This is a genomic window from Flavobacterium psychrophilum (assembly GCA_001708385.1).
Lineage (GTDB): Bacteria > Bacteroidota > Bacteroidia > Flavobacteriales > Flavobacteriaceae > Flavobacterium > Flavobacterium psychrophilum_A.
Genome location: CP012388.1, coordinates 3,993,561 through 4,013,807, shown reverse-complemented (window position 1 = coordinate 4,013,807; position 20,247 = coordinate 3,993,561). Strand labels below are relative to the sequence as shown.

Below are 20,247 nucleotides of genomic sequence, written 5' to 3'. Positions count from 1 at the left end.
CATTGTGTATGAAAGCTTTCTTTTTTATATTTACGTAAATCAATTACCAATGAAAACAAAAATAGCATTACTGCTTACTATTATGGCTATAAATGCAAATGCACAGCTTACACCCGTAGCCTATAAAGAAGGCGAGCAGAAACTAAATGGCTTTGCCGCAGTTCCGGCAAAACCGCTAAAACAAAACCCGGGTATACTTATTCTTCCGGCCTGGCTGGGTATAAATGACCACACTACAGAAGTTGCCCAAAAACTTTCCGGTGAAGGATACCATGCGTTTATTGCTGACATTTATGGAGAAGGCAATTACCCTAAAACACCACAGGATGCAGGCAAGCTGTCCGGATTTTATAAAAATGATTACAACGCGTACCAAAAAAGAATAAAAGCGGCCTTAGATCAGCTGATTAAAAGTGGTGCCGACGCTAACAACATTGTTGTTATTGGCTATTGTTTTGGAGGAACCGGAGCTCTTGAGGCAGCACGTGGCGGACTCAATGTAAAAGGTGTAGTTAGTTTTCATGGCGGTTTAGGCAAAGATGCTTCTAGAAAAAACGGCGCTGTACAGCCAAAAGTATTAATACTTCATGGTGCCGATGACCCTCATGTTCCTCAAAAAGATATTGAAGCTTTCCAAAAAGAAATGAATGATGGCAAAGCCGACTGGCAAATGATTTACTACAGTAATGCGGTACACGCATTTACCGAAAAAGCTGCAGGTAACGATAACAGTAAAGGTGCTGCTTATAACGAAAAAGCCGATAAACGTTCATGGCAACATTTTGAGTTGTTTTTAGATGAATTATTTCCTAAGAAATAACCGTACTCAGTAAAAGTAAAAAAAGCCTCTCGTAATAAGGGAGGCTTTTTCTTAAAACTAAATTATACTATTTTCATCATTTTTCAAATATAGAAAACATTATTGACATATTTTTAATAGTTTTAACTTTTTAATTTCAGTCAAAAGCTTAAAACATGTCACACCATAAACTTCGTAATGATAACGAATGTCAAAACTGCGGTTATACTGTAGATGTTGCTTATTGCTCTAAATGCGGGCAGCAAAATACAGAGACACGACAATCTTTCCATCATTTGCTAACGCATTTTGCAGAAGACCTTACACATTACGATGGTGCTTTCTGGAAAACCATTAAGTATCTTTTGTTCCGTCCGGGAAGACTTACGATTGAATATTTACTCGGCCACAGAATGCGTTATGTACCGCCTGTAAAACTATATATCTTTATAAGTTTTGTGACGTTCTTTTTAATGGCTATAATGGCACCGGATGCTGAACACGATTATAAAATAGCCGATACTAATGTAGACACAGAACTGACACTATCCGGAGATGGGATAAAGTATGGAGCTGAAAATCATGACAAAAGTACTAAAATAGAAAAAGGTTTAGATATAGGTAATAAAAGGATATATACTGTTACCCAGCTTGATTCGGTACAAAATTCCTTAAGTGATAAGAATAAAATGCCTTTTTATGAATACTACTCTAATAAGATGGTTTTAAAAGTTGGCGAAAATAACCTATCCACAAGAGACCTGATGATTGCGGCGGCTCATACTCTTCCTAAAGTGCTTTTTATATATATGCCTATCTTTGCATTTTGGTTATGGCTTATGCATGGAAAAAAACGTTGGTACTTTTTTGATCACGGAATATTTACGTTACATTACTTTTCCTTTCTATTACTATCAATAACAATTATTATGGTAATAAATTGGCTATTAGGCTATGTGTTTTCAATAGATGCAAATACATTCGTTACCATAATACGCCTTATTTTTTTACTGTATTCCTTCTTTTATTTCTTCAGATCACATAGAAGATTTTATGGTGAAACAAGGGCTATTTCCAGAATCAAAAGTATAGTCCTGTTTATCATTAACTTTATTTGCATTGCAATAATTTGTGTAGTTACTTTAATGTATATTGTATTAAATATGCATTAAAAACTTATATTTACGTTATCAATAAAATTTTATCTATGACAAGATTATGTGTGCTCGCAATAGCATCAAGCCTCTTTATATCGTGTGCGGGTTCGCAGACTTCAAAAAAGAAGGATTACGCCAAAGCCGATGTAAATAAATACATGAACACCATTTCGGCTTCAGACCTTAAAAAACATTTATACATTGTTGCCGGAGACGAAATGCAGGGTCGCGACACAGGTACCGAAGGTCAGAAAAAGGCAGGAAGATACCTGATAGAACAATATAAGTCAGAAGGTATGTCTTTCCCTAAAGGCGCAAAAGATTTTTACCAGACTGTACCAGCAGAATTTATGCAAAGGCAGTTTAGCCCCAAACTGGGCAATTCAGAAAATATCTGGGCATATATTGAGGGTTCTGAAAAACCTGATGAAGTACTTGTAATTTCTGCACACTACGATCATGTGGGTATGAAAAACGGCGAGGTGTATAATGGTGCTGATGATGACGGATCGGGTACTGTAGCGCTACTTGAAATCGCACAGGCATTTATGCAGGCTAAAAGAGACGGTTACGGACCCAAACGCTCTATATTGTTCCTTCATGTTACCGGCGAAGAGCACGGGCTGCACGGGTCAAGATACTATTCTGAAAATCCTTTGTTCCCAATAAGCAACACTATTGCCGACCTTAATATTGATATGATAGGACGCCGTGATGATGCTCATAAAGATAATGGCAACTACGTGTATGTTATCGGTTCTGACAGATTGAGTACAGACCTTCATAATATTAATGAGGAAGCTAATAAAAAGTATACGAACCTGAATCTGGATTATACCTTTAATGCGGATAATGATCCTAATCAGTTTTATTACAGATCTGACCATTACAACTTTGCTAAAAAAGGTATTCCTATTATATTTTACTTTAACGGCGTACATGCCGATTACCATAAACCAGGTGATACCCCTGATAAAATTGAATATGATTTACTTAGTAAAAGGGCTCAACTGGCATTTGTTACTGCCTGGGAGCTTGCTAACAGAGAAAACCGACCTGTAGTAGATAAGAAATAACAACCCACAAAAAAAACCGCAATTGCGGTTTTTTTTATTTATTCTTTTTAGAGTAATTGTTTGTGACAAACAATATCAGTTTATTTTTTTTTCGTTTCCTGAAAAACTCCCAGTTGATAATTACTCCGATAACACATATAGCCATAAGTGTTATTAATAATGAAATATAAATTACATCATCGAGCGTGCTTACATAGGCAATTTTAATGGCAAAAAAATACAGTGCGCCAAAAAATACTATTAGAGATAATATTAGAGAAAATAATTTCATGTCCTTTCTTAACCTTTAAAGATAAATAACGTTTGTTTAGTTGTAAAAGGGGGGACGATATTTAAATAGTATAAAAGCGCTCACCACCATTAGTGCAAATAATAATAACTTGCAATGCTCCTTCATATTGTTTTACAAGGGCAAAATTAATCATTATATGCTATATTAACGTATTATTTGGCGGAAAATTATCTCACAATGCAAGCATAAATTCCTGCATGCTTGAATAAACCTCTTCTCTGCCTGTTATCCTGTATTGAAAAGTATAGGTTATTTCATCATCGATAAAGTCTTTATAATATCGGGTTTCATGTACCATTCTTTCTTGTTCGTCAACAAATGCAGGCTGTAAAGTATAATCGCTATTACAAACACCTTCTACAACAAATTCAAAGACCTCTTCATCATAAGTCTCAATTGTACCGTTAAGGTTAAAATCATCGTTATCTATATTTTTATAGATATCCATGTCCAGTTTAACGCCATGGTCTTTATATTCGGCAACTATGCTATGTTCATTTTCTTTGAATTTAAAATGGCCGTCATTCTTAAAGAACTCCTTAAAACCTTCAAACACCTTTTTAACTTCATCTTTTTTAAGCTCTTTCTTCTTAAAGTTATATTTCTTTTTAGCATCGTCGTGCTCCGTCTTTATGTCAATCTTTATTTTTAGATATCCTAAATCCATAAAAATGTATTTTTAAATTATAGTTCGGCAACCTTTTGTTTATAGAAATTCACATAGAAAAAATTATTAGGATCAATACCTGAATCAACAAGCATAGCGTTTATAGCCTTAAATTTTTCTGAATGTGCAGACACTTCCAGGAAACGCAGCAACTCACCCAGATTTTCAAATTTAAAGCTCAGGTCTGTATTCAGTGAGTATTCCGTAATACTGAATTCGGCCTTTTTAACATCTACCCCGGCTTTCTCAAAAGCCTGTTTTACGGGCTTAAAATTCTCGTTTATCATTTTATATTTTTTTATTGAATAGTTAATTTACGGGCATAAAAAAAGCTTCGGGCACTACTACGAAGCTTTTTCACGATTTATAAAAGTAAGTAAGAATGCCGTTTTTTATAACTGTTCGTTTTTTACTATTTGTACTTTTCCTGCCGGCACATCTCCTGATGTATCTTTTATAAGCAGGACTCCCAAAACATTTACAGGAATATCTATTGGCTCATCCGAGTTTCTTATCTCATCAAGAATATTTTCATAATCTGTGACATTAAGTACCAGTGAATCGCCTTTATCTATCTTTTTTGCAAAGAGATAATCCCTGATTGTGGCTGTTGAAATATTGTTTCCTATTACTACGAATTCTGACATGGCTGTTAATTTATATAGCTAAGATAGCATGCTAAAATTCAAATTTTGAAAAGGTTTTGTTAATTTACTTCTGTCCATAACCACGTTGTAATAAGGCTATCCGGCGGTGCTTCGGCTTAAAATGCCTATCTTTGCACAAAATATAGCATTTACATGGCCACATTCCACGATTTAGACCTTCCAAAAGCACTACAAAAAGCCATTGACGAGCTCGGCTTCACTACCCCTACGCCTATTCAGCTAAGGGCTATGCCGGTTATACTCTCAGGTAGGGACATGATGGGTATTGCACAAACAGGTACAGGTAAAACTTTTGCCTACTTATTGCCGATACTTAAGCAGTGGAAGTTCGCCGATATACACGTACCACGTGTAGTAATTGTTGTTCCTACCCGTGAACTTGTTGTTCAGGTGGTGGAAGAAGTTGAAAAACTTACCCAATTTATGTCGGTTCGTACACTTGGTGTATATGGCGGCGTAAATATTAATACTCAAAAGAAAAGAGTTTACGAAGGTGTAGATATTCTTGTGGGTACGCCCGGAAGGATGATGGATCTTGCACTTGATAATGTTGTACGTTTTGACGAGGTAAAGAAACTCGTTATTGATGAGTTTGACGAGATACTGAATCTTGGTTTCCGCGTACAGGTTCAGTCGATCTTGGCAATGATGAAATCTAAAAGGCAAAACATCCTTTTCTCGGCAACAATGACCGATGAAGTAGATGACATGCTTAATGATTACTTTGATTTTCCTGAAGAAGTTTCACTGGCAGCTAGTGGTACACCGCTTGACCAGATTGAACAGCTTGGGTATCGTGTACCTAACTTCCTTACAAAAGTAAACCTGCTTAAAAACCTTATACAAAACGACGAAAGTATTTCGCGTGTATTGGTTTTTGTAAACAATAAAAGAACTGCCGATCTTGTAGCCGATTCACTTGAGGATTTCCCGGGACAATTTGGGGTTATTCACTCCAATAAATCTCAGAACTACAGGTTAAATACTATGGCTTCTTTTCAGGAAGGAGAACTAAGAGGTATTATTACTACAGATGTAATGGCACGTGGACTCGATATTTCTGATATTACCCATGTTATTAATATGGAGTTCCCAGAAGCACCTGAACAGTACATTCACCGTATTGGACGTACAGGTCGTGCAGATAAATCAGGTATCGCGATTAGCTTTATAGCTCCATCTGAAGAAGATATTGAGGTGCAGGCAGAAGTACTGATGGAAAAAGAGGTTGAATTCCTCGAACTTCCTGAAGGCCTTGAAATCGCCGAGCGTATGCTTGATTTCGAAAAGGACAAAGTAAAAATGAAAGTCCTGATTAAAGCGCCTAAAAAATCTACAGGTGGCTTTCATGAAAAGAAAGATAAGAATAAGAAAGTTAACCTTGGCGGACCGGGCAAAACGAAACCCCGCAAAACAAAATCACGTAACCGTGGTGTTGAAAGAGCCCGTGACAAAAAGAGAAAAGATAAAGACAAATAGAAAGTTTAGTTTAAAGCACTGCAATCGCAGTGCTTTTCTTTTAGATACAAACAAAAAATGCCGCTCAATGAGCGGCATTTTTAGTATATGATGATTGCAGTATTAATGCCCTGAAGCATTAGATGCATGTTCTACATTCTTAAGTTTTCTTGAGCAGTAAATACCAAAGAAAAGTATGTACAGGTAACAAAATACCGGTACAATAAACGAGTGCTGTACACCGTAAACAGGATCAGAATCGGCAATAGCTCCCTGAATAACCGGAACCAATGCACCTCCTAATATTGCCATTACAAGTAATGACGATCCCTGGCTGGTGTATTTACCAAGCCCTGAGATACCTAACGTATAAATGTTAGAGAACATAATAGAGTTAAATATACCTATACCTAATATACTGTACATTGCCATTTCGCCTTCGTTAAACATAGCCGATAATAACAGTGCTACGTTAATGGTCGCAAACACTGCAAGTGTTCTGGCCGGAGCCGATTTTCCTATCATGAATGCCACAAAGTTAAGGGCGATAAATACAAGGAAGAAACTTAACTGACCGAATGTAAGATCAACTACACTATAAATAAGAAGAAACACCAAAGCAGCCGTTACCAACATAAACAGGTATTTTTTGGTTTGGCTTAAGCTGTGATTTAAAGATATAGCACCTAAGAACCTACCTATCATAGCACCACCCCAGTAAACAGCTAAATAGTTTTTACTTACCGCTTCGCTTAATCCCATGATGTAATCTTTTTCAAGGAAACTGATTATAAAGCTACCTACAGCAACCTCACCTCCTACGTAGCAGAATATACCAAGTACACCTAATTTAAGCTGAGGGAACTTTAAAGCACCTAAGCCATTAGTTTCAACTCCTTCTTCTTCCGCCTGGAATGATGGCAGCTTTACATTATAGATTAACAGGGCAACCAATAATAAGATACCTGCAAATACAAGGTATGGTACACGTGTGGCTTCGGCAGTTATTTCATGATCCTGGCTTGAGCCGAAGATAAGGAAACCTCCTAATATCGGCGCGATAGTCGTTCCAAACGCATTAAAAGCCTGTGTCATGTTAAGACGGCTAGAAGCACTGTCTTCACTTCCTAAAAGCGAAACATAAGCATTTGCCGTTATCTGAAGGATAGTAAAGCCTAACCCTAATACGAATAGTGCTCCTAAAAACAGTCCGTAAACAGAAAATGTAGCTGCAGGGAAAAACAATACACAACCTAATGCAGAAACGATGATACCGCTTATGATTCCGTTTTTGTAGCCAACTTTGTTTATCGGGTCACCATATGCATTAGATACGATAAAGTACGCTAGTGAGCCTAAAAAGTAAGCTCCAAAAAAGCAAAACTGCACAAGCATAGACTCTAAAAAGGTAAGCTCAAACAGTTTTTTAAGGTAGGGTATCAATATGTCATTCATACAGGTAATAAAACCCCACATGAAGAATAAAAGTGTGATTGTAATCAGCGGAACCGTGTAATTTGGCTTCTGATTCTTTTGTGTTGAAGTACTCATTAATAGATGTTATTTTGGACGCACAAATTATAAATTTAATAGCGATTGACCTTGACGGTAATCAACTTTTAAATTATTCTAAAAAAAATAAGGGCATTGAAAATAATTCAACACCCTAAAGTATAAATACTGGCATTTTTCTTTTAAAATGACTTATATGTTAACAAAAATGAAAAACGAAAACGTGGTATATTGCATTTTTGACTTTTATATACCCGAATTATTACAGCAATAACATTATAAAAATTGCGTAAAAACTAAAAGTAGCAGGAAAACAAGTACCACTATAAATAGCAATGCCGTCCACCAAAAACCTTTAAGCCTATCTTTAAGTGCATACCATAAAAGCAACGTTAGTATAACCGCTGTAAATAATGCTAATGCAAAAACAATTGTCAAAAGCCTTAGTGCATCCGCTATAAGAAAAATGGCAACTATCAAAATTATTTGTTAGCCGTAAAGATCAGGCATACTGGAGAACACAATTCAATTTTCTTTGTAGTATCTGTAAGCATCCCTGTAGTTTTATCTCTTTTAAAAATAATTATGTTATTGGTATTCTGATTAGCTACTAAAACATAATTATCGGTAGGATCTATAGTAAAGTTACGCGGACCACTACCCTGAGTACTTATCTGCTGTACCTGGTTTACTTTTCCGTTACTGTGCACTTTAAATACTGATATTGAATTCGCATCTCCCCTATTGGTTGCATATAAATATTTACCATCGTTAGAGAACTGAATATGCGCCCCGCCATTCATCCCAACAAATTCTTTCGGGGTAAGGCTTACTTCCTGGATAAGTTCCATCTTCTCGTTGATGTAGCTATACGCATGCAGCGTACCGGTAAGCTCATTAAGCAGGTAAACGAAAATCCCGTTAGGGTTAAAAACAAGATGCCTTGGGCCACTGCCCGGTTTTACACTTACAGTTTCCTTGAGTGTAAGTGGTTTATCGCCTGCTTCAGGGTGATAATTATATATATAGATCTTATCGGTACCAAGATCGTTTACAAAAACATATTTTTTATCGGGAGAAAAATACACCATGTGTACGTGTGCACTTTCCTGACGCTCTTTATTAATACTGCTGCCTGTGTGCTTTATCACCTGCTTAGCATCGGTAAGGCTTCCATCGTTCTTTTTACCAAAAACAGCAATACTGCCGCCGGTGTAGTTGGCAACAATTACATTTTTATCGTCATTGATAATATAACAAGGGTCGGCTCCTTCTGCGTCTCTCCTGTTAAGCTGGCTTAATTTTCCGTTAGCCGGAGTATATTTAAAAGAAGTAACCTCGCTTTTATCGCCGTCTTCATTAACACTGTAAATAACATTGTTAGCTGCATTTACACTAAGGTAGCTTGGATTAACAACTTTATCGGTTGCGTTTTTTTCTTTGAAGACAAGTGTATTCACGTTAAAATCATACACATAGATACCTTTGCTTTCGCAAGTATTAGTATAAGTTCCAATAACAAGGTTATAGTTATCCTGAGCATTAACATTCATAAACACAAGCAATAGTAGTATTTTGGCTATTTTCATTCTTTGCAAATTAGTGATAACAAAAGTAAAGTATTTAAATATTATGTGAAATTTATGGAGCATAATTGCTATGCTGTTTAGAATAAAAATTTGTATTTTTGACAAACTTTCAAACGAAATGCAGTTTAAACACCCGGAAATTCTATACTTTCTTTTCCTGCTTGCAATTCCCATTCTGGTCCATTTGTTTCAATTGCGCCGTTTCCAAAAAGAATATTTTACCAATGTACGCTTCCTGAAGGAACTCAGCATGCAAACCCGTAAGAGCTCTAAAATTAAAAAATGGCTTTTGCTGGCAACGCGTTTGCTATTACTAGCCTGCCTTATTGTAGCTTTTGCACAACCTTTCTTTAAAGCAAAAGACGATAATAATAAAGGTAATGAAATGGTGATCCTGCTGGATAACTCATTCTCTATGCAGGCAAAAGGCAGTAAGGGCGAACTTTTAAAGCGCGCCGTTCAGGACATTCTTGAAAACACGCCCGAAAATCAGCAATTCTCGCTTATTACAAATACCAACGCCTGGTGGGATACCGACATAAAATCGATACAGAAAGATTTACAGAATCTTACGTATAGTGATGTGCCTTTTCGTCCTGATTTTCTTTTAACGAAAGCTGAAGCAAAAAACCCAAACAGCGGAAAAGATATTGTAGTAATTACCGATGCTGTTAATCTTGACAGTAAGAATATCTCAAAATTCAACAGCAGCTCCCCTACTTATTTTATAGTACCCGAAGCAGAAAACACTAATAATGTAGCTATTGACAGTGTTTACATCTCTCAGGTAATGGATAACTTTTATGAGATAAAAGTAGACATGGAAGCATTTGGTGATGTTGAAAATGATGTTCCTATCGCATTATATAATGGCAGCAGCCTTACGGCGAAAACTATCGTAAAGTTTGACACCAATAAAAAATCGGGAACGTTTACCATTCCGAAAAAAGATTTTCACGGCTATGTGTCAATAAATGACAATAGCCTTACATATGACAACAATTATTACTTTAGTATTTCCAAACCACAGAAATCTAACGTAACTGCTATTGGCGACGCGGCTAAGAATAATTTCCTTTCTAGGATCTATACCGACGATGACTTTAATTTCACTTCATCAGAACTTCGCACACTCGATTATAACAATCTTGAAAAGCAGGATGCAATTATCCTAAATGAAATTAAAGATATTCCGCAGGCACTTATTACTACGCTTAAAACATTTTATGCTAAAGGCGGTAATGTAGTAATCATTCCGGCAGCAGACAGCGGTATACAGAACCTGAACAGCCTGATGGGCGCTTTTGGCGGTAGCCAGTTTAAAAACGCAAACAGCAACGAAAGACAGATCACTAAAATTGCTTTTAACCATCCGCTTTATGCAACGGTGTTTGAAAAGAAAACAGATAACTTTCAATACCCTAAAGCAACCACAGGTTTTACACTTAGTGGAAATGTATTACCTGTACTAAGCTATGATGACCAGACTCCGTTTTTAGCCTCACTAAGCAACAAGCTTGGTAATGTATATGTATTTACTGCTGCGATAAACAAAACCAATAGTAACTTCCAGAACTCTCCCCTTATTGTACCTACGTTTTATAACATGGCACAAAATAGCGGTAAAACGGGTATCAGCGCGATAACTATCGGTGAAAACCAAAACCTACTGCTTGATGCTTTGTTATCTAAGGATGAAGTGCTGACAGTTAAAAACGAAAAGACCGACTTTATACCGATGCAGCAATTGCTGAATAATAAAGTAAAGCTTTCTTTTGGTGATTATCCCGAAGAAGCCGGTAACTTTGCCGTATACAAAAATGACCAGAATTTAAAGAATATTAGCTTTAACCATGCCAGGACAGAAAGTAACCTTGCCCTGCAAAACAAAGCTCTTGCCAGTAAATTTACCGAAGCCGATTCTGTGGCAACGGTATACAATGATATTAAATCGGAAAGGACTGCCAGTGAACTGTGGAAATGGTTCATTATTGGTACATTGATTTTCCTATTAGTTGAACTTTTTATCCAAAAATTTATAAAATGAACCTGATTTTCAAAAACGCCGTTATTATAGATAAAGACAGTGTGCACCACAAGCAGGCTGTAGACATACAGGTTGAAGGCGGCATCATAAAAAAGATTGGCAAAAACATCACCGAAGATGGTTTTGATACTATAGAACTAGATAACCTTCACATATCTAAAGGCTGGTTTGACAGTTCGGTTAGCCTTGGCGAACCCGGCTATGAAGACAGGGAGACCATTGCAAACGGACTTAACGTGGCTGCTGAAAGCGGATTTACCGATATTGCCCTGCAACCAACAGGTACACCTGTAGCAGAAAGACAGGCAGATATTAGTTTCCTGCTTACCAAATCGGCTCACGCTGCAACAAAACTTCACCCGATTGGGGCACTGACTAAAAATAGTGAAGGTAAAGATATTGCTGAACTTTTTGACATGAAAAATGCCGGGGCTATTGCTTTTGGTGACTATAATAAATCGATTACTGATGCAGGTATCCTAAAGATTGCCCTGCAATACGTTCAGGACTTCAACGGACTGGTTATTGCTTTCGCACAAGATAGCAATGTTAAAGGTAAAGGTGTTGTGCACGAAGGTATTGTTAGCACACGTTTAGGGCTTAAGGGTATCCCTACCCTTGCAGAAGAACTGCAGATAGTACGTAATCTTTACATACTAGAATATACAGGTGGTAAAATGCACATACCTACTATTTCTACTGCAAAATCGGTTCAGCTGATTCGTGAGGCAAAAGCCAAGGGACTTAATGTAACATGCAGTGTGGCTATCCACAACCTGATACTAACGGATGAAGTACTTACCGACTTTGACACCCGTTATAAAGTTATGCCTCCGCTACGCCCTGACAGCGAAAGAAAAGCACTTATTGATGCTGTTCTTGACGGAACAATAGATATCATTACATCAGATCACAATCCTATTGATATCGAAAATAAAAAGCTGGAGTTTGATCTTGCTAAAGATGGTACTATAGGATTTGAAAGTGCTTTTGGAGCATTACAAACTATACTTCCGCTTGAAGTTATCGTTGATAAATTCACTGCCGGTAAAGTTGTATTCGGTTTTGCAAACCATGACATTACAGAGGGTGCTGCTGCATCGTTCACTCTTTTCAATCCGGAAACAAACTGGACATTTACAAAATCAGATATCAAATCGAAGTCGAAAAACTCAGCCTTTTTAGGACAAACACTTAAAGGCAAAGCTTACGGAATTTACAACCAGGGAAAATTACTTTTGAATGAATAATAAAATAACCGATTTAGAAAGAGGAAAGAATAACGCGATTATAGCCTATCTAACAATTATAGGCTGTATTATTGCGATGGTAATGAATAGCGATATAGAAAAGAGAAGCACATTTGCGTCTTTTCACATCAGGCAGTCTCTGGGTTTAGTATTGCTGTTTTTTGCCCTGGGCTATCCTGTAGGAACATTTAACAGCTGGATGGTATCATCTGCATTTTATATTTTCTTTTTCATTCTTTGGATGTATGGCTTTTTAGGAGCGGTATCCGGCAGAATGAATGAGGTACCTCTTTTAGGACCACTTTTTCAAAAATTATTCAAAGGATTATAATACATGGATTTATCGTTACACCATCTCGTTAGAGAACCAAAAGTTAAAAAGGATAAAAATCCATTACTACTACTATTACACGGCTACGGAAGCAACGAGGAAGATCTTTTCTCTTTTGCAGCACAATTACCCGATGAATACTTTATTGTTTCAGCAAGGGCGCCATATAACCTGCCGCAATACAGCGGCCATGCATGGTATGCCATTACGTTTGACAACGACATGAATAAGTTCTCTGACGATAAGCAGGCTGCTGAATCACGTGACCTTATTGTAAAATTTATCGATGAGCTTATAGCAACATATCCAATAGATAAAGATAATATAACACTTGCAGGTTTTAGCCAGGGTGCCATATTAAGCTACGCTGTTGCACTTACCTATCCTGAAAAAGTGAAACGCGTTTTAGCCCTTAGCGGTTATTTAAACATGGATATCGTAGGCAAAAGCCTTCATGCTGAAGACGCATCTAAAGTACGCTTCTTTATTTCCCACGGAACAGTAGACCAGGTTATCCCAATTGAATGGGCGCGTAAAGCACCGGAATTCCTTAAGAATTTAGGATTGGATGTAGAATACCACGAGTACAATGCCGGGCACGGTGTTGCTCCTCAGAACTTTTATGACCTGGTGAGCTGGCTCAATAAGTAGTACACAATTTTATATAAAAACAAAAAGGGTAGAGGTTTTAAGCTTCTACCCTTTTTGTTTTTATATATTCTTTAAAATTTCCTTGATAGAGCTTTCATCAACATGAACCTTTAAAAGTATTTCCCTAACTTCTTCATGTTGTCTATTTCTAACGGCAAGGTCAAATTTATCAATCAGTCCACCAACATATAATCTTTCATTTACAGTCATTCCATCAAAATTATCCATCCTAATGAGGCAGTCTATTTCTAAGTAAACCATAAATGTAAGTTCCCACTAAAGCACCAAGCAATACTACTCCTATTCCGTAGAAACCGGCGCCTACAAGAATAAACATTGGTCCCGGGCATGTGCCTATAAGTCCCCAGCCCAAACCAAAGAATGTACCTCCAACAAAATAGTTGCTAAAGCCTTTTTTCTTATCAGGAAAAACAATTGGTTCTCCGCTAACATCCTTAATATTGTTACGCTTGATAATTTGCACTCCGATAGTTCCAACGACAACAGCTGTCATAATTATTCCGAACATATGAAACGACTGAAAATGGAACATCTCGTAAATACGGTACCATGATACCGCCTCTGATTTTGTAAGTACGATACCGAATACGATACCTACCAGTAAATATTTTATAAATTTCATGAGAAGATCTTAATTAAAAAATAGAGGTAAAAGCAGCCATGACATAATAAGACCGCCAATAAAAAATCCTATTACCGCAATAAGCGATGGCAACTGCAGCGTGCTTAGCCCAGTTATTGCATGGCCTGAAGTACATCCTCCGGCATAGCGCGTACCAAAGCCAACCAATAATCCGCCCAACAATAAGATACCTAATATTTTAGGCGACTGTAGTGCTTCTGCGCTTGTTAGGGCATCCGGCAATAATTTACCATTTGGCGCATCAATATGCATTGCCTGTAATTCGGTTACCGTTTTAGGGTTAAGCTCAACCATCTGAGAAGGATCGCTTAAAAAATGTACTGCAATATATCCGCCTATCATTGCACCGAGTACAACAACAAGGTTCCAGCGTTGTGTTTTCCAGTCAAATTTAAAGAAATCACTTGTTTTGCCTGCCCCGAGTATGGTACACATAGTACGCAGGTTGGACGACATTCCGAATGTTTTTCCGAAATAAATAAGAGCCAGCATAACCGACCCAATCAGGAATCCCGACACATACCACGGCCAGGTACCGTATAAACTCTCCATATTGGTTTTATTTTTTACAAAAGTAACAATTCAGGATTAGTAATAATATATTAGATGGTAGATATTAGACAATAGACTCAAGACACTCATCGGACTTCAGACCCACACATAAAAACATCCACAAAAATTATTACATTTGATGTACAATTTATCAACCTATGAAAAAGTACCTGCTTATTTCCCTTCTTGCAATGGCATTTGTTTCCACCTCGTGCGTAAGTACAAGAAATACCATCAAAAATATCGATGATAATGCCATTATGCCTGCACTTAATAAAGAGAAGAATTTTATAATAACAGAAACCAGTAACAGCAGGAAATATGCCTATGATCAGGACTATCCTGTAAACCTGGGTTTTTTGCCTGTAACTGCTGCAGAAATAAACGTTAAACGTTTCTTTGGTGCACTTGCAGGTCCGGAAGGCCAGGCTTTGGTTTATAAAAAAGTTGATAGCTGCTGCCCCTTCCCATCTAAAAAAAACGAGATGGGTGCCGGGATACTTGATATTTATGAAGTTACGTGGAATGGGCTTTCTACTCCTAAAAAAATATACATCAATCTTTATGAAAAAGGTAAGGTTGTAGCCCCACAGGGACTAAGTATTAAGCCGATAGCACCATAAACAGACTCTATAGCCTCCCTGTACAGCGGAGTCTTTTTATTTTTATCTTTGCACTAAATTATAACACAACAATGAACTTACAGAATATACCACAAATTAAAAATACAGATAGCGGTAACTTTTTCCTTCTTGCAGGGCCATGTGCCATTGAAGGTGAGGAAATGGCACTGCGCATTGCCGAAAAAACAGTTGAAGTAACAAGCAGGTTACAGATACCTTATGTTTTTAAAGGCTCATTTAAAAAAGCAAACCGTTCGCGTGTTGATAGCTTTACAGGTATTGGCGATGAAAAAGCATTAAAAATATTACGTAAGGTTTCTGAAACGTTTGGTGTTCCTACTATTACAGATATTCATACAGAGCAGGATGCAATTCTTGCCGCACAGTATGTAGATATACTTCAGATACCTGCATTCCTTGTTCGCCAGACCGACCTTGTGGTTGCAGCTGCTGAAACCGGAAGAACGGTAAACCTTAAAAAAGGTCAGTTTATGAGCCCGGAAAGTATGAAACACGCAGTTCAGAAAGTATTGGATTCAAATAACGAGAATGTAATGGTGACCGATCGTGGTACTATGTTTGGCTACCAGGACATGATTGTTGACTACAGGGGTATCCCTACAATGCAGCAATTTGCTACCACAGTGTTAGACGTTACCCACTCACTGCAACAACCTAACCAGACTATTGGTGTTACAGGCGGTAGGCCGGATATGATTGAAACGGTTGCTAAAGCTGGTATAGCTGTTGGCGTAGACGGAATTTTTATTGAAACTCACTTTGACCCGGCTAATGCAAAAAGCGATGGTGCAAACATGCTTCACCTTGATTACTTTGAAGGCCTTATGGAAAAACTGGTAGCAATCAGAAAAACCATTAACCAATTCTAATTTGGCTTAATCAAATACTCCGTAAATAAAACTTATATTAAGAGGACAGCATTGGCTGTCCTTTTTTATTTCACAAAAAATTTGATGCAGCGCATTGTCAATTCAAATTTTCTAATTTACTTTGTAACTCAAAGTACTTTTACATGGAAAACTATTTAAAGGACATTCAGGACATAAAGAAAATGATGGACAGGTCATCGCAGTTTCTTTCGTTAAGCGGAATGGCAGGTATCATGGCAGGCATCTACGCGCTTATCGGGGCATATGCTGTACATCGCATTTATGATTTTAATTACGGCAGCTATATTACCCTGGAAAGCACTTCTTTCAAATTAATGATTCTTATTGCAGCGGCTGTGTTTGTGCTTTCGGTAGTTACCGCTTATATACTCACGTTGAGAAAGGCGAAGAAACAGCAGGAAACCATTTGGAACGCTACATCTAAGCGTCTTGTTATTAATTTTCTTATACCACTAGTAACAGGTGGTATCTTTGCTGTACTTTTGCTGCGCAATCATTACTACGGACTTATTGCCCCTATTACATTATTGTTTTACGGCCTTAGCATTATTAATGCAAGTAAATATACAGTTAGGGACGTTCGTTACCTTGGGCTTACTATAATAGCTATTGGGCTTGTGGCAACTGCCTTTATGGGCTATGGACTGGAATTCTGGGCATTAGGCTTTGGCGTATGCCATATTATATACGGTACTGTAATGCATTTTAAATACGACCGCAACCAATAAGTTTGAAAAACATATTACAACATATAAACAAAGCTTTTGACCATCGCATACGCCTGGGTATCATGTCGATTCTTATGGTTAATGAATATGCCGATTTTAACACCCTTAAAGAACTGCTGGGAGTAACTGATGGCAATTTGGCAAGCCATGCCAAAGCCCTTGAAGCTGAACACTATATTATGATCGAAAAGCAATTTATAGGCAAAAAGCCAAATACCCGTTATATGGTTACTAAAGAGGGCCGTAAAGCCTTTAAAGATCATATTGATGCGCTTGAAAAATTAATACAGAAAAGTTAAACCTATTTTTTTATCCATATACTTTGAAATACAAAGTACTTTACAAAATAAATTATGAATAACAATATCATTATTAAAACATTAGGCAGGCATTGTATGTTGTTTGCATTAACAGCTTTTTGCTTAGCACTATTATTGGTAAGAGCTAAACTTACACAATCTATATTTTACTTTTTCCTTATATGGAACTTGTTTTTAGCCTATACCCCACTTGTCTTTACAGGTATTATAAAAAATAAGAAGATCCTTCAGAACAAGTGGTATTACTTTTACCCTGCTCTGGTATGTTGGCTATTGTTGCTGCCAAACGCTCCCTACATAATAACCGATTTTGTACATCTTAGAAGAGAAACACCCATTCCATTTTGGTTTGATGTTTTACTTATAGCCTCTTTCTCTATTACAGGTATGCTGTTTGGGGTGGCCTCTATGAAAGACATGTTTAAAATTTTTGCCAAACGGTTTAGCAACGCTACCACTTGGATTATTATGGGTGCTGTATGCCTGCTCTGCGGATTCGGCATGTATATAGGCCGTTTTCTTAGGTATAACAGTTGGGACATCCTCCAAAAACCGTATACCCTTACTATAGATATACTTTGTAGCCTTACAAGTTCTGAAACCTGCAAACCCGCCTGGGGCATAACACTCGGCTTTGGTACTTTAATGTTCCTTTTATTCAACTTATACCATACTCCCAGAACTAAAAAAAATTTATAAATACACTTTGAATTTCAAAGTAAAAATCAATCGTAAATGAAAAACATCAGCAACATCATTAGCACATTTATTAATGGCAAAAAAGCAAAGATTACAATGGATGAATTAATCAGTTATCCAAAAGATACCTTAGGTTTTCATCTGGGGAGTTTTCTATTCAGGAATAGTTATGAGGCAGACCCGCAGCCGGAACTAACCGATATTCATCGTGTACTCATCACAAAAGAAACATCTAACAAAGAAGAAATTGCTATGTACTGCTATCTGTTTGGCAACGGCGACCTGGCTTTAAAAACGCTTTTTATTGTGTGCACAGGTACGCTATTGTACCCTCAGCATATAAAATATTTCTACAGCAAATATCTTGATGGTAAACATGCACTACGCTTCTATGACCTGGATCATTTTAGGATGCTTCACTTACCGCTGCAAAGAATAAAAGACACATTTTTAATACGATAACATTATGGAGAAAGAATCTCTCCCTGTACAGATACAATGGTTGCTATCATTACCTGTTCAGATATTTAAAGTAAGCCTCATTTTGGGCACATCCCTATTATTGTTATATATAGTTTTTCAACATATTGGTGTGGCGCTAATTGGATATTACTACCTACAACTGGCAATTGTACTTAATGTTTTAGCATTAGCAGTTTTTATACTATTCTCTTTCATTGAGAAAAAATACCAAAAACGGTTACTCCTAAGAGCGTCTGTAATGCTTCTCAATATTCCGATCGCACTGCTTTACTATTACATTTTCTCATTGATATTTTAATTATGGAAACCACTTATCCATTGCAACAAGTTAGCCTTTCGGATAGTACTTATTTGACTAAACAAATCATTTTATAAAACTAAAACCAAATACAATTATGGAAACAAATCACAACCTTCACACAAGCCCCATCAATCAGCCGGATAACAACCCGGGCTTTTTCCAGTCGAGTACCGCAAAAATACTAATGGTCGGCTTACTAACACTGGTATTGCTTATACCGCTTCAGTACGTTAAAAGCCTTATTTTTGAAAGAGCCGAACGCCAAAAAGAAGTCATCAGCGAGATAAACTACAAATGGGGAGAAAACGTGTATATGTATGGCCCGATATTAAAAGTGCCCTACACCTCCTATTCTGAAGTTAAGACTGTTGACAGTGCAACACGTAAAGTAATTGTGCAACAATCTGCCGAAACAAAATTTGCCTATTTTTTTCCGGACAAATTAAATGCTGATATAAATGTAGATACCCAGCAAAAAAACAGAAGTAATTACCAGTCGGTTGTTTATACTTCTGCAATGGCATTTAATGGTAATTATCCGTTGCCAGATTTCAGTAAACATTCTATTGCCGATGGAAATATCCAGTGGGATAAAGCCAGTATTGTAGTAAAAACAAACAACATAAAAAGCATTACCGGTTCGGTCACTATTACTATAGGCGGAAAGAAATATGCTTTTGAGCCGGCTGTGGAAGAAAGCGATAAAGATTCGGTATCTTCCCTGGAGACGCCACTTTTCAATGTAAAAGATCTTTTTATTGCAAACAATGCCGGTTTTGATCTTAAGATAAACTATAAAGGCAGCGAGCAGATTAAAATTGTTCCTATCGGTAAAATGACTACTGCGAAAATGAAATCGAACTGGCCTTCGCCAAGTTTTGACGGTAACTTTCTACCGGAAAGCAGCAACATAACTAAAGAAGGATTTACCGCCGACTGGAAAGTATCGCACCTTAACAGAGCTTTCGGACAACAGCATTTCGGATCTATACCATCATTACAGCCCTATACTTTTGATGTAAAATTCCTCATTCCGGTAGATCAGTACCAGCAAAATGAACGTGCTGCCAAATATGGTTTTCTTGTAATCGGGCTTACCTTTCTTGTGTTCTTCCTAATCCAGACAGTAAGCAAAATAAGTATTCACATTTTCCAGTATGGTATGATTGGCCTTGCGTTAGTAATGTTCTATACGTTATTAATATCGATTACAGAACACAGCAGCTTTAGGCTGGCGTATATTATTGCCGGGCTATCGGTTGTAGTGATGATATCCCTTTATTCGGTATCAATATTAAAAAACATTAAATTCCCGACATTTATAGCTATTGCATTGAGCGCATTATACAGTTTTATCTATGTAATAATACAGCTTGAAAACTATGCATTGCTTGTAGGAAGCATCGGTCTTTTTGCCATATTAGGAGCCGTAATGTATTTCTCCAGAAAAATAGAATGGAAATAATCCA

At 37.2% G+C, this 20,247-nt stretch carries 24 protein-coding genes and 1 pseudogene; 16 read left to right on the top strand and 9 right to left on the bottom strand.

Features of this window, described 5'->3' with window-relative positions; all coding sequences use genetic code 11:
• The first annotated feature begins 49 nt into the window (after positions 1 to 49).
• The 3 genes from ALW18_17725 to ALW18_17715 all read left to right on the top strand — a co-directional run bounded on the left by ALW18_17725 (position 50) and on the right by ALW18_17715 (position 3,032).
• Positions 50 to 820, top strand: coding sequence for a dienelactone hydrolase (locus ALW18_17725; GenBank protein AOE54183.1), 771 nt, complete (start codon positions 50 to 52; stop codon positions 818 to 820).
• A gap of 155 nt (positions 821 to 975) precedes the next feature.
• Entirely contained in the window at positions 976 to 1,971 is a 996-nt protein-coding gene (locus ALW18_17720; GenBank protein ID AOE54182.1) for a hypothetical protein, read from the top strand.
• 35 nt (positions 1,972 to 2,006) lie between these two features.
• Positions 2,007 to 3,032, top strand: coding sequence for a peptidase M28 (locus ALW18_17715; GenBank protein ID AOE54181.1), 1,026 nt, complete (start codon positions 2,007 to 2,009; stop codon positions 3,030 to 3,032).
• Positions 3,033 to 3,066: 34 nt separating this feature from the next.
• Here the strand turns inward: ALW18_17715 and ALW18_17710 are convergent, their stop codons facing one another.
• The 4 genes from ALW18_17710 to ALW18_17695 form a co-directional block, all read right to left on the bottom strand.
• Positions 3,067 to 3,303, bottom strand: a complete 237-nt coding sequence (locus ALW18_17710; GenBank protein ID AOE54180.1) for a hypothetical protein — start codon at positions 3,301 to 3,303, stop codon at positions 3,067 to 3,069.
• Between the two features lie 193 nt (positions 3,304 to 3,496).
• The gene (locus ALW18_17705) at positions 3,497 to 3,991 is read right to left on the bottom strand and encodes a hypothetical protein (GenBank protein ID AOE54179.1); all 495 of its coding nucleotides are present in this window, start codon (positions 3,989 to 3,991) and stop codon (positions 3,497 to 3,499) included.
• Positions 3,992 to 4,008: 17 nt separating this feature from the next.
• Entirely contained in the window at positions 4,009 to 4,278 is a 270-nt protein-coding gene (locus ALW18_17700; protein ID AOE54178.1) for a hypothetical protein, read from the bottom strand.
• Between the two features lie 105 nt (positions 4,279 to 4,383).
• Entirely contained in the window at positions 4,384 to 4,638 is a 255-nt protein-coding gene (locus ALW18_17695; GenBank protein AOE54177.1) for a hypothetical protein, read from the bottom strand.
• A 153-nt stretch (positions 4,639 to 4,791) separates the two neighbouring features.
• On the opposite strand from ALW18_17695, the gene ALW18_17690 reads away from it, so the two are divergent.
• A complete protein-coding gene (locus tag ALW18_17690) occupies positions 4,792 to 6,138 on the top strand; it encodes a DEAD/DEAH box helicase (protein ID AOE54176.1) in 1,347 nt (448 codons plus the stop codon).
• A 102-nt stretch (positions 6,139 to 6,240) separates the two neighbouring features.
• On the opposite strand, the gene ALW18_17685 is transcribed toward ALW18_17690, so the two are convergent.
• The 3 genes from ALW18_17685 to ALW18_17675 all read right to left on the bottom strand — a co-directional run bounded on the left by ALW18_17685 (position 6,241) and on the right by ALW18_17675 (position 9,218).
• Positions 6,241 to 7,668: a fucose permease gene (locus ALW18_17685; GenBank protein ID AOE54175.1), complete on the bottom strand. Its 1,428-nt coding sequence runs from the start codon at positions 7,666 to 7,668 to the stop codon at positions 6,241 to 6,243.
• Positions 7,669 to 7,905: 237 nt separating this feature from the next.
• The gene (locus ALW18_17680; GenBank protein AOE54174.1) at positions 7,906 to 8,109 is read right to left on the bottom strand and encodes a hypothetical protein; all 204 of its coding nucleotides are present in this window, start codon (positions 8,107 to 8,109) and stop codon (positions 7,906 to 7,908) included.
• A gap of 2 nt (positions 8,110 to 8,111) precedes the next feature.
• On the bottom strand, positions 8,112 to 9,218 hold the full coding sequence (locus tag ALW18_17675; GenBank protein ID AOE54173.1) for a 6-phosphogluconolactonase: 1,107 nt from the start codon (positions 9,216 to 9,218) through the stop codon (positions 8,112 to 8,114).
• Between the two features lie 118 nt (positions 9,219 to 9,336).
• Here ALW18_17675 and ALW18_17670 point away from each other — a divergent pair, with 118 nt between their 5' ends.
• From ALW18_17670 to ALW18_17655, 4 genes are read left to right on the top strand one after another with little or no spacing between them, the layout of a single operon-like run.
• Entirely contained in the window at positions 9,337 to 11,265 is a 1,929-nt protein-coding gene (locus tag ALW18_17670; GenBank protein ID AOE54473.1) for a hypothetical protein, read from the top strand.
• Positions 11,262 to 12,515 (top strand): dihydroorotase, encoded by a 1,254-nt coding sequence (locus ALW18_17665; GenBank protein ID AOE54172.1) that lies wholly within the window; start codon positions 11,262 to 11,264, stop codon positions 12,513 to 12,515. The genes ALW18_17670 and ALW18_17665 overlap by 4 nt, the downstream gene beginning before the upstream one ends.
• A complete protein-coding gene (locus ALW18_17660) occupies positions 12,508 to 12,846 on the top strand; it encodes a hypothetical protein (GenBank protein AOE54171.1) in 339 nt (112 codons plus the stop codon). Before ALW18_17665 ends, ALW18_17660 begins: the two co-directional genes overlap by 8 nt.
• Positions 12,847 to 12,849: 3 nt before the next feature.
• On the top strand, positions 12,850 to 13,497 hold the full coding sequence (locus tag ALW18_17655) for a phospholipase (GenBank protein ID AOE54170.1): 648 nt from the start codon (positions 12,850 to 12,852) through the stop codon (positions 13,495 to 13,497).
• 229 nt (positions 13,498 to 13,726) lie between these two features.
• Here ALW18_17655 and ALW18_17650 read toward each other — a convergent pair whose 3' ends face one another.
• On the bottom strand, positions 13,727 to 14,140 hold the full coding sequence (locus tag ALW18_17650; protein AOE54169.1) for a transporter: 414 nt from the start codon (positions 14,138 to 14,140) through the stop codon (positions 13,727 to 13,729).
• Positions 14,141 to 14,149: 9 nt separating this feature from the next.
• Positions 14,150 to 14,713, bottom strand: coding sequence for a YeeE/YedE family protein (locus ALW18_17645; protein AOE54168.1), 564 nt, complete (start codon positions 14,711 to 14,713; stop codon positions 14,150 to 14,152).
• 158 nt (positions 14,714 to 14,871) lie between these two features.
• On the opposite strand from ALW18_17645, the gene ALW18_17640 reads away from it, so the two are divergent.
• From ALW18_17640 to ALW18_17605, 8 genes and pseudogenes are all read left to right on the top strand, one after another.
• Positions 14,872 to 15,336, top strand: a complete 465-nt coding sequence (locus ALW18_17640; protein AOE54167.1) for a 2-dehydro-3-deoxyphosphooctonate aldolase — start codon at positions 14,872 to 14,874, stop codon at positions 15,334 to 15,336.
• A gap of 71 nt (positions 15,337 to 15,407) precedes the next feature.
• Complete coding sequence (locus tag ALW18_17635) at positions 15,408 to 16,226, top strand: 2-dehydro-3-deoxyphosphogluconate aldolase (GenBank protein ID AOE54166.1); 819 nt, start codon at positions 15,408 to 15,410, stop codon at positions 16,224 to 16,226.
• 143 nt (positions 16,227 to 16,369) lie between these two features.
• Positions 16,370 to 16,975, top strand: a complete 606-nt coding sequence (locus tag ALW18_17630) for a hypothetical protein (GenBank protein ID AOE54165.1) — start codon at positions 16,370 to 16,372, stop codon at positions 16,973 to 16,975.
• Positions 16,976 to 16,977: 2 nt separating this feature from the next.
• Complete coding sequence (locus ALW18_17625; GenBank protein ID AOE54164.1) at positions 16,978 to 17,274, top strand: transcriptional regulator; 297 nt, start codon at positions 16,978 to 16,980, stop codon at positions 17,272 to 17,274.
• A 96-nt stretch (positions 17,275 to 17,370) separates the two neighbouring features.
• Positions 17,371 to 17,898: pseudogene (locus ALW18_17620) on the top strand (hypothetical protein).
• 132 nt (positions 17,899 to 18,030) lie between these two features.
• Entirely contained in the window at positions 18,031 to 18,456 is a 426-nt protein-coding gene (locus ALW18_17615; GenBank protein ID AOE54163.1) for a hypothetical protein, read from the top strand.
• Between the two features lie 4 nt (positions 18,457 to 18,460).
• Positions 18,461 to 18,775 (top strand): hypothetical protein, encoded by a 315-nt coding sequence (locus tag ALW18_17610; GenBank protein ID AOE54162.1) that lies wholly within the window; start codon positions 18,461 to 18,463, stop codon positions 18,773 to 18,775.
• A 130-nt stretch (positions 18,776 to 18,905) separates the two neighbouring features.
• On the top strand, positions 18,906 to 20,243 hold the full coding sequence (locus tag ALW18_17605; protein AOE54472.1) for a hypothetical protein: 1,338 nt from the start codon (positions 18,906 to 18,908) through the stop codon (positions 20,241 to 20,243).
• Positions 20,244 to 20,247: the final 4 nt, after the last annotated feature.

What these genes read in the sequence shown, in the direction of transcription:
- ALW18_17670 (AOE54473.1), top strand. Translation starts at nt 9,337, where the DNA reads ATGCAGTTTAAACACCCGGAAATTCTATACTTTCTTTTCCTGCTTGCA.
- ALW18_17715 (AOE54181.1), top strand. Translation starts at nt 2,007, where the DNA reads ATGACAAGATTATGTGTGCTCGCAATAGCATCAAGCCTCTTTATATCG.
- ALW18_17720 (AOE54182.1), top strand. Translation starts at nt 976, where the DNA reads ATGTCACACCATAAACTTCGTAATGATAACGAATGTCAAAACTGCGGT.
- ALW18_17645 (AOE54168.1), bottom strand. Translation starts at nt 14,713, where the DNA reads ATGGAGAGTTTATACGGTACCTGGCCGTGGTATGTGTCGGGATTCCTG.
- ALW18_17665 (AOE54172.1), top strand. Translation starts at nt 11,262, where the DNA reads ATGAACCTGATTTTCAAAAACGCCGTTATTATAGATAAAGACAGTGTG.
- ALW18_17710 (AOE54180.1), bottom strand. Translation starts at nt 3,303, where the DNA reads ATGAAATTATTTTCTCTAATATTATCTCTAATAGTATTTTTTGGCGCA.
- ALW18_17705 (AOE54179.1), bottom strand. Translation starts at nt 3,991, where the DNA reads ATGGATTTAGGATATCTAAAAATAAAGATTGACATAAAGACGGAGCAC.
- ALW18_17690 (AOE54176.1), top strand. Translation starts at nt 4,792, where the DNA reads ATGGCCACATTCCACGATTTAGACCTTCCAAAAGCACTACAAAAAGCC.
- ALW18_17695 (AOE54177.1), bottom strand. Translation starts at nt 4,638, where the DNA reads ATGTCAGAATTCGTAGTAATAGGAAACAATATTTCAACAGCCACAATC.
- ALW18_17655 (AOE54170.1), top strand. Translation starts at nt 12,850, where the DNA reads ATGGATTTATCGTTACACCATCTCGTTAGAGAACCAAAAGTTAAAAAG.
- ALW18_17700 (AOE54178.1), bottom strand. Translation starts at nt 4,278, where the DNA reads ATGATAAACGAGAATTTTAAGCCCGTAAAACAGGCTTTTGAGAAAGCC.
- ALW18_17640 (AOE54167.1), top strand. Translation starts at nt 14,872, where the DNA reads ATGAAAAAGTACCTGCTTATTTCCCTTCTTGCAATGGCATTTGTTTCC.
- ALW18_17635 (AOE54166.1), top strand. Translation starts at nt 15,408, where the DNA reads ATGAACTTACAGAATATACCACAAATTAAAAATACAGATAGCGGTAAC.
- ALW18_17630 (AOE54165.1), top strand. Translation starts at nt 16,370, where the DNA reads ATGGAAAACTATTTAAAGGACATTCAGGACATAAAGAAAATGATGGAC.
- ALW18_17615 (AOE54163.1), top strand. Translation starts at nt 18,031, where the DNA reads ATGAAAAACATCAGCAACATCATTAGCACATTTATTAATGGCAAAAAA.
- ALW18_17650 (AOE54169.1), bottom strand. Translation starts at nt 14,140, where the DNA reads ATGAAATTTATAAAATATTTACTGGTAGGTATCGTATTCGGTATCGTA.
- ALW18_17685 (AOE54175.1), bottom strand. Translation starts at nt 7,668, where the DNA reads ATGAGTACTTCAACACAAAAGAATCAGAAGCCAAATTACACGGTTCCG.
- ALW18_17675 (AOE54173.1), bottom strand. Translation starts at nt 9,218, where the DNA reads ATGAAAATAGCCAAAATACTACTATTGCTTGTGTTTATGAATGTTAAT.
- ALW18_17660 (AOE54171.1), top strand. Translation starts at nt 12,508, where the DNA reads ATGAATAATAAAATAACCGATTTAGAAAGAGGAAAGAATAACGCGATT.
- ALW18_17725 (AOE54183.1), top strand. Translation starts at nt 50, where the DNA reads ATGAAAACAAAAATAGCATTACTGCTTACTATTATGGCTATAAATGCA.
- ALW18_17610 (AOE54162.1), top strand. Translation starts at nt 18,461, where the DNA reads ATGGAGAAAGAATCTCTCCCTGTACAGATACAATGGTTGCTATCATTA.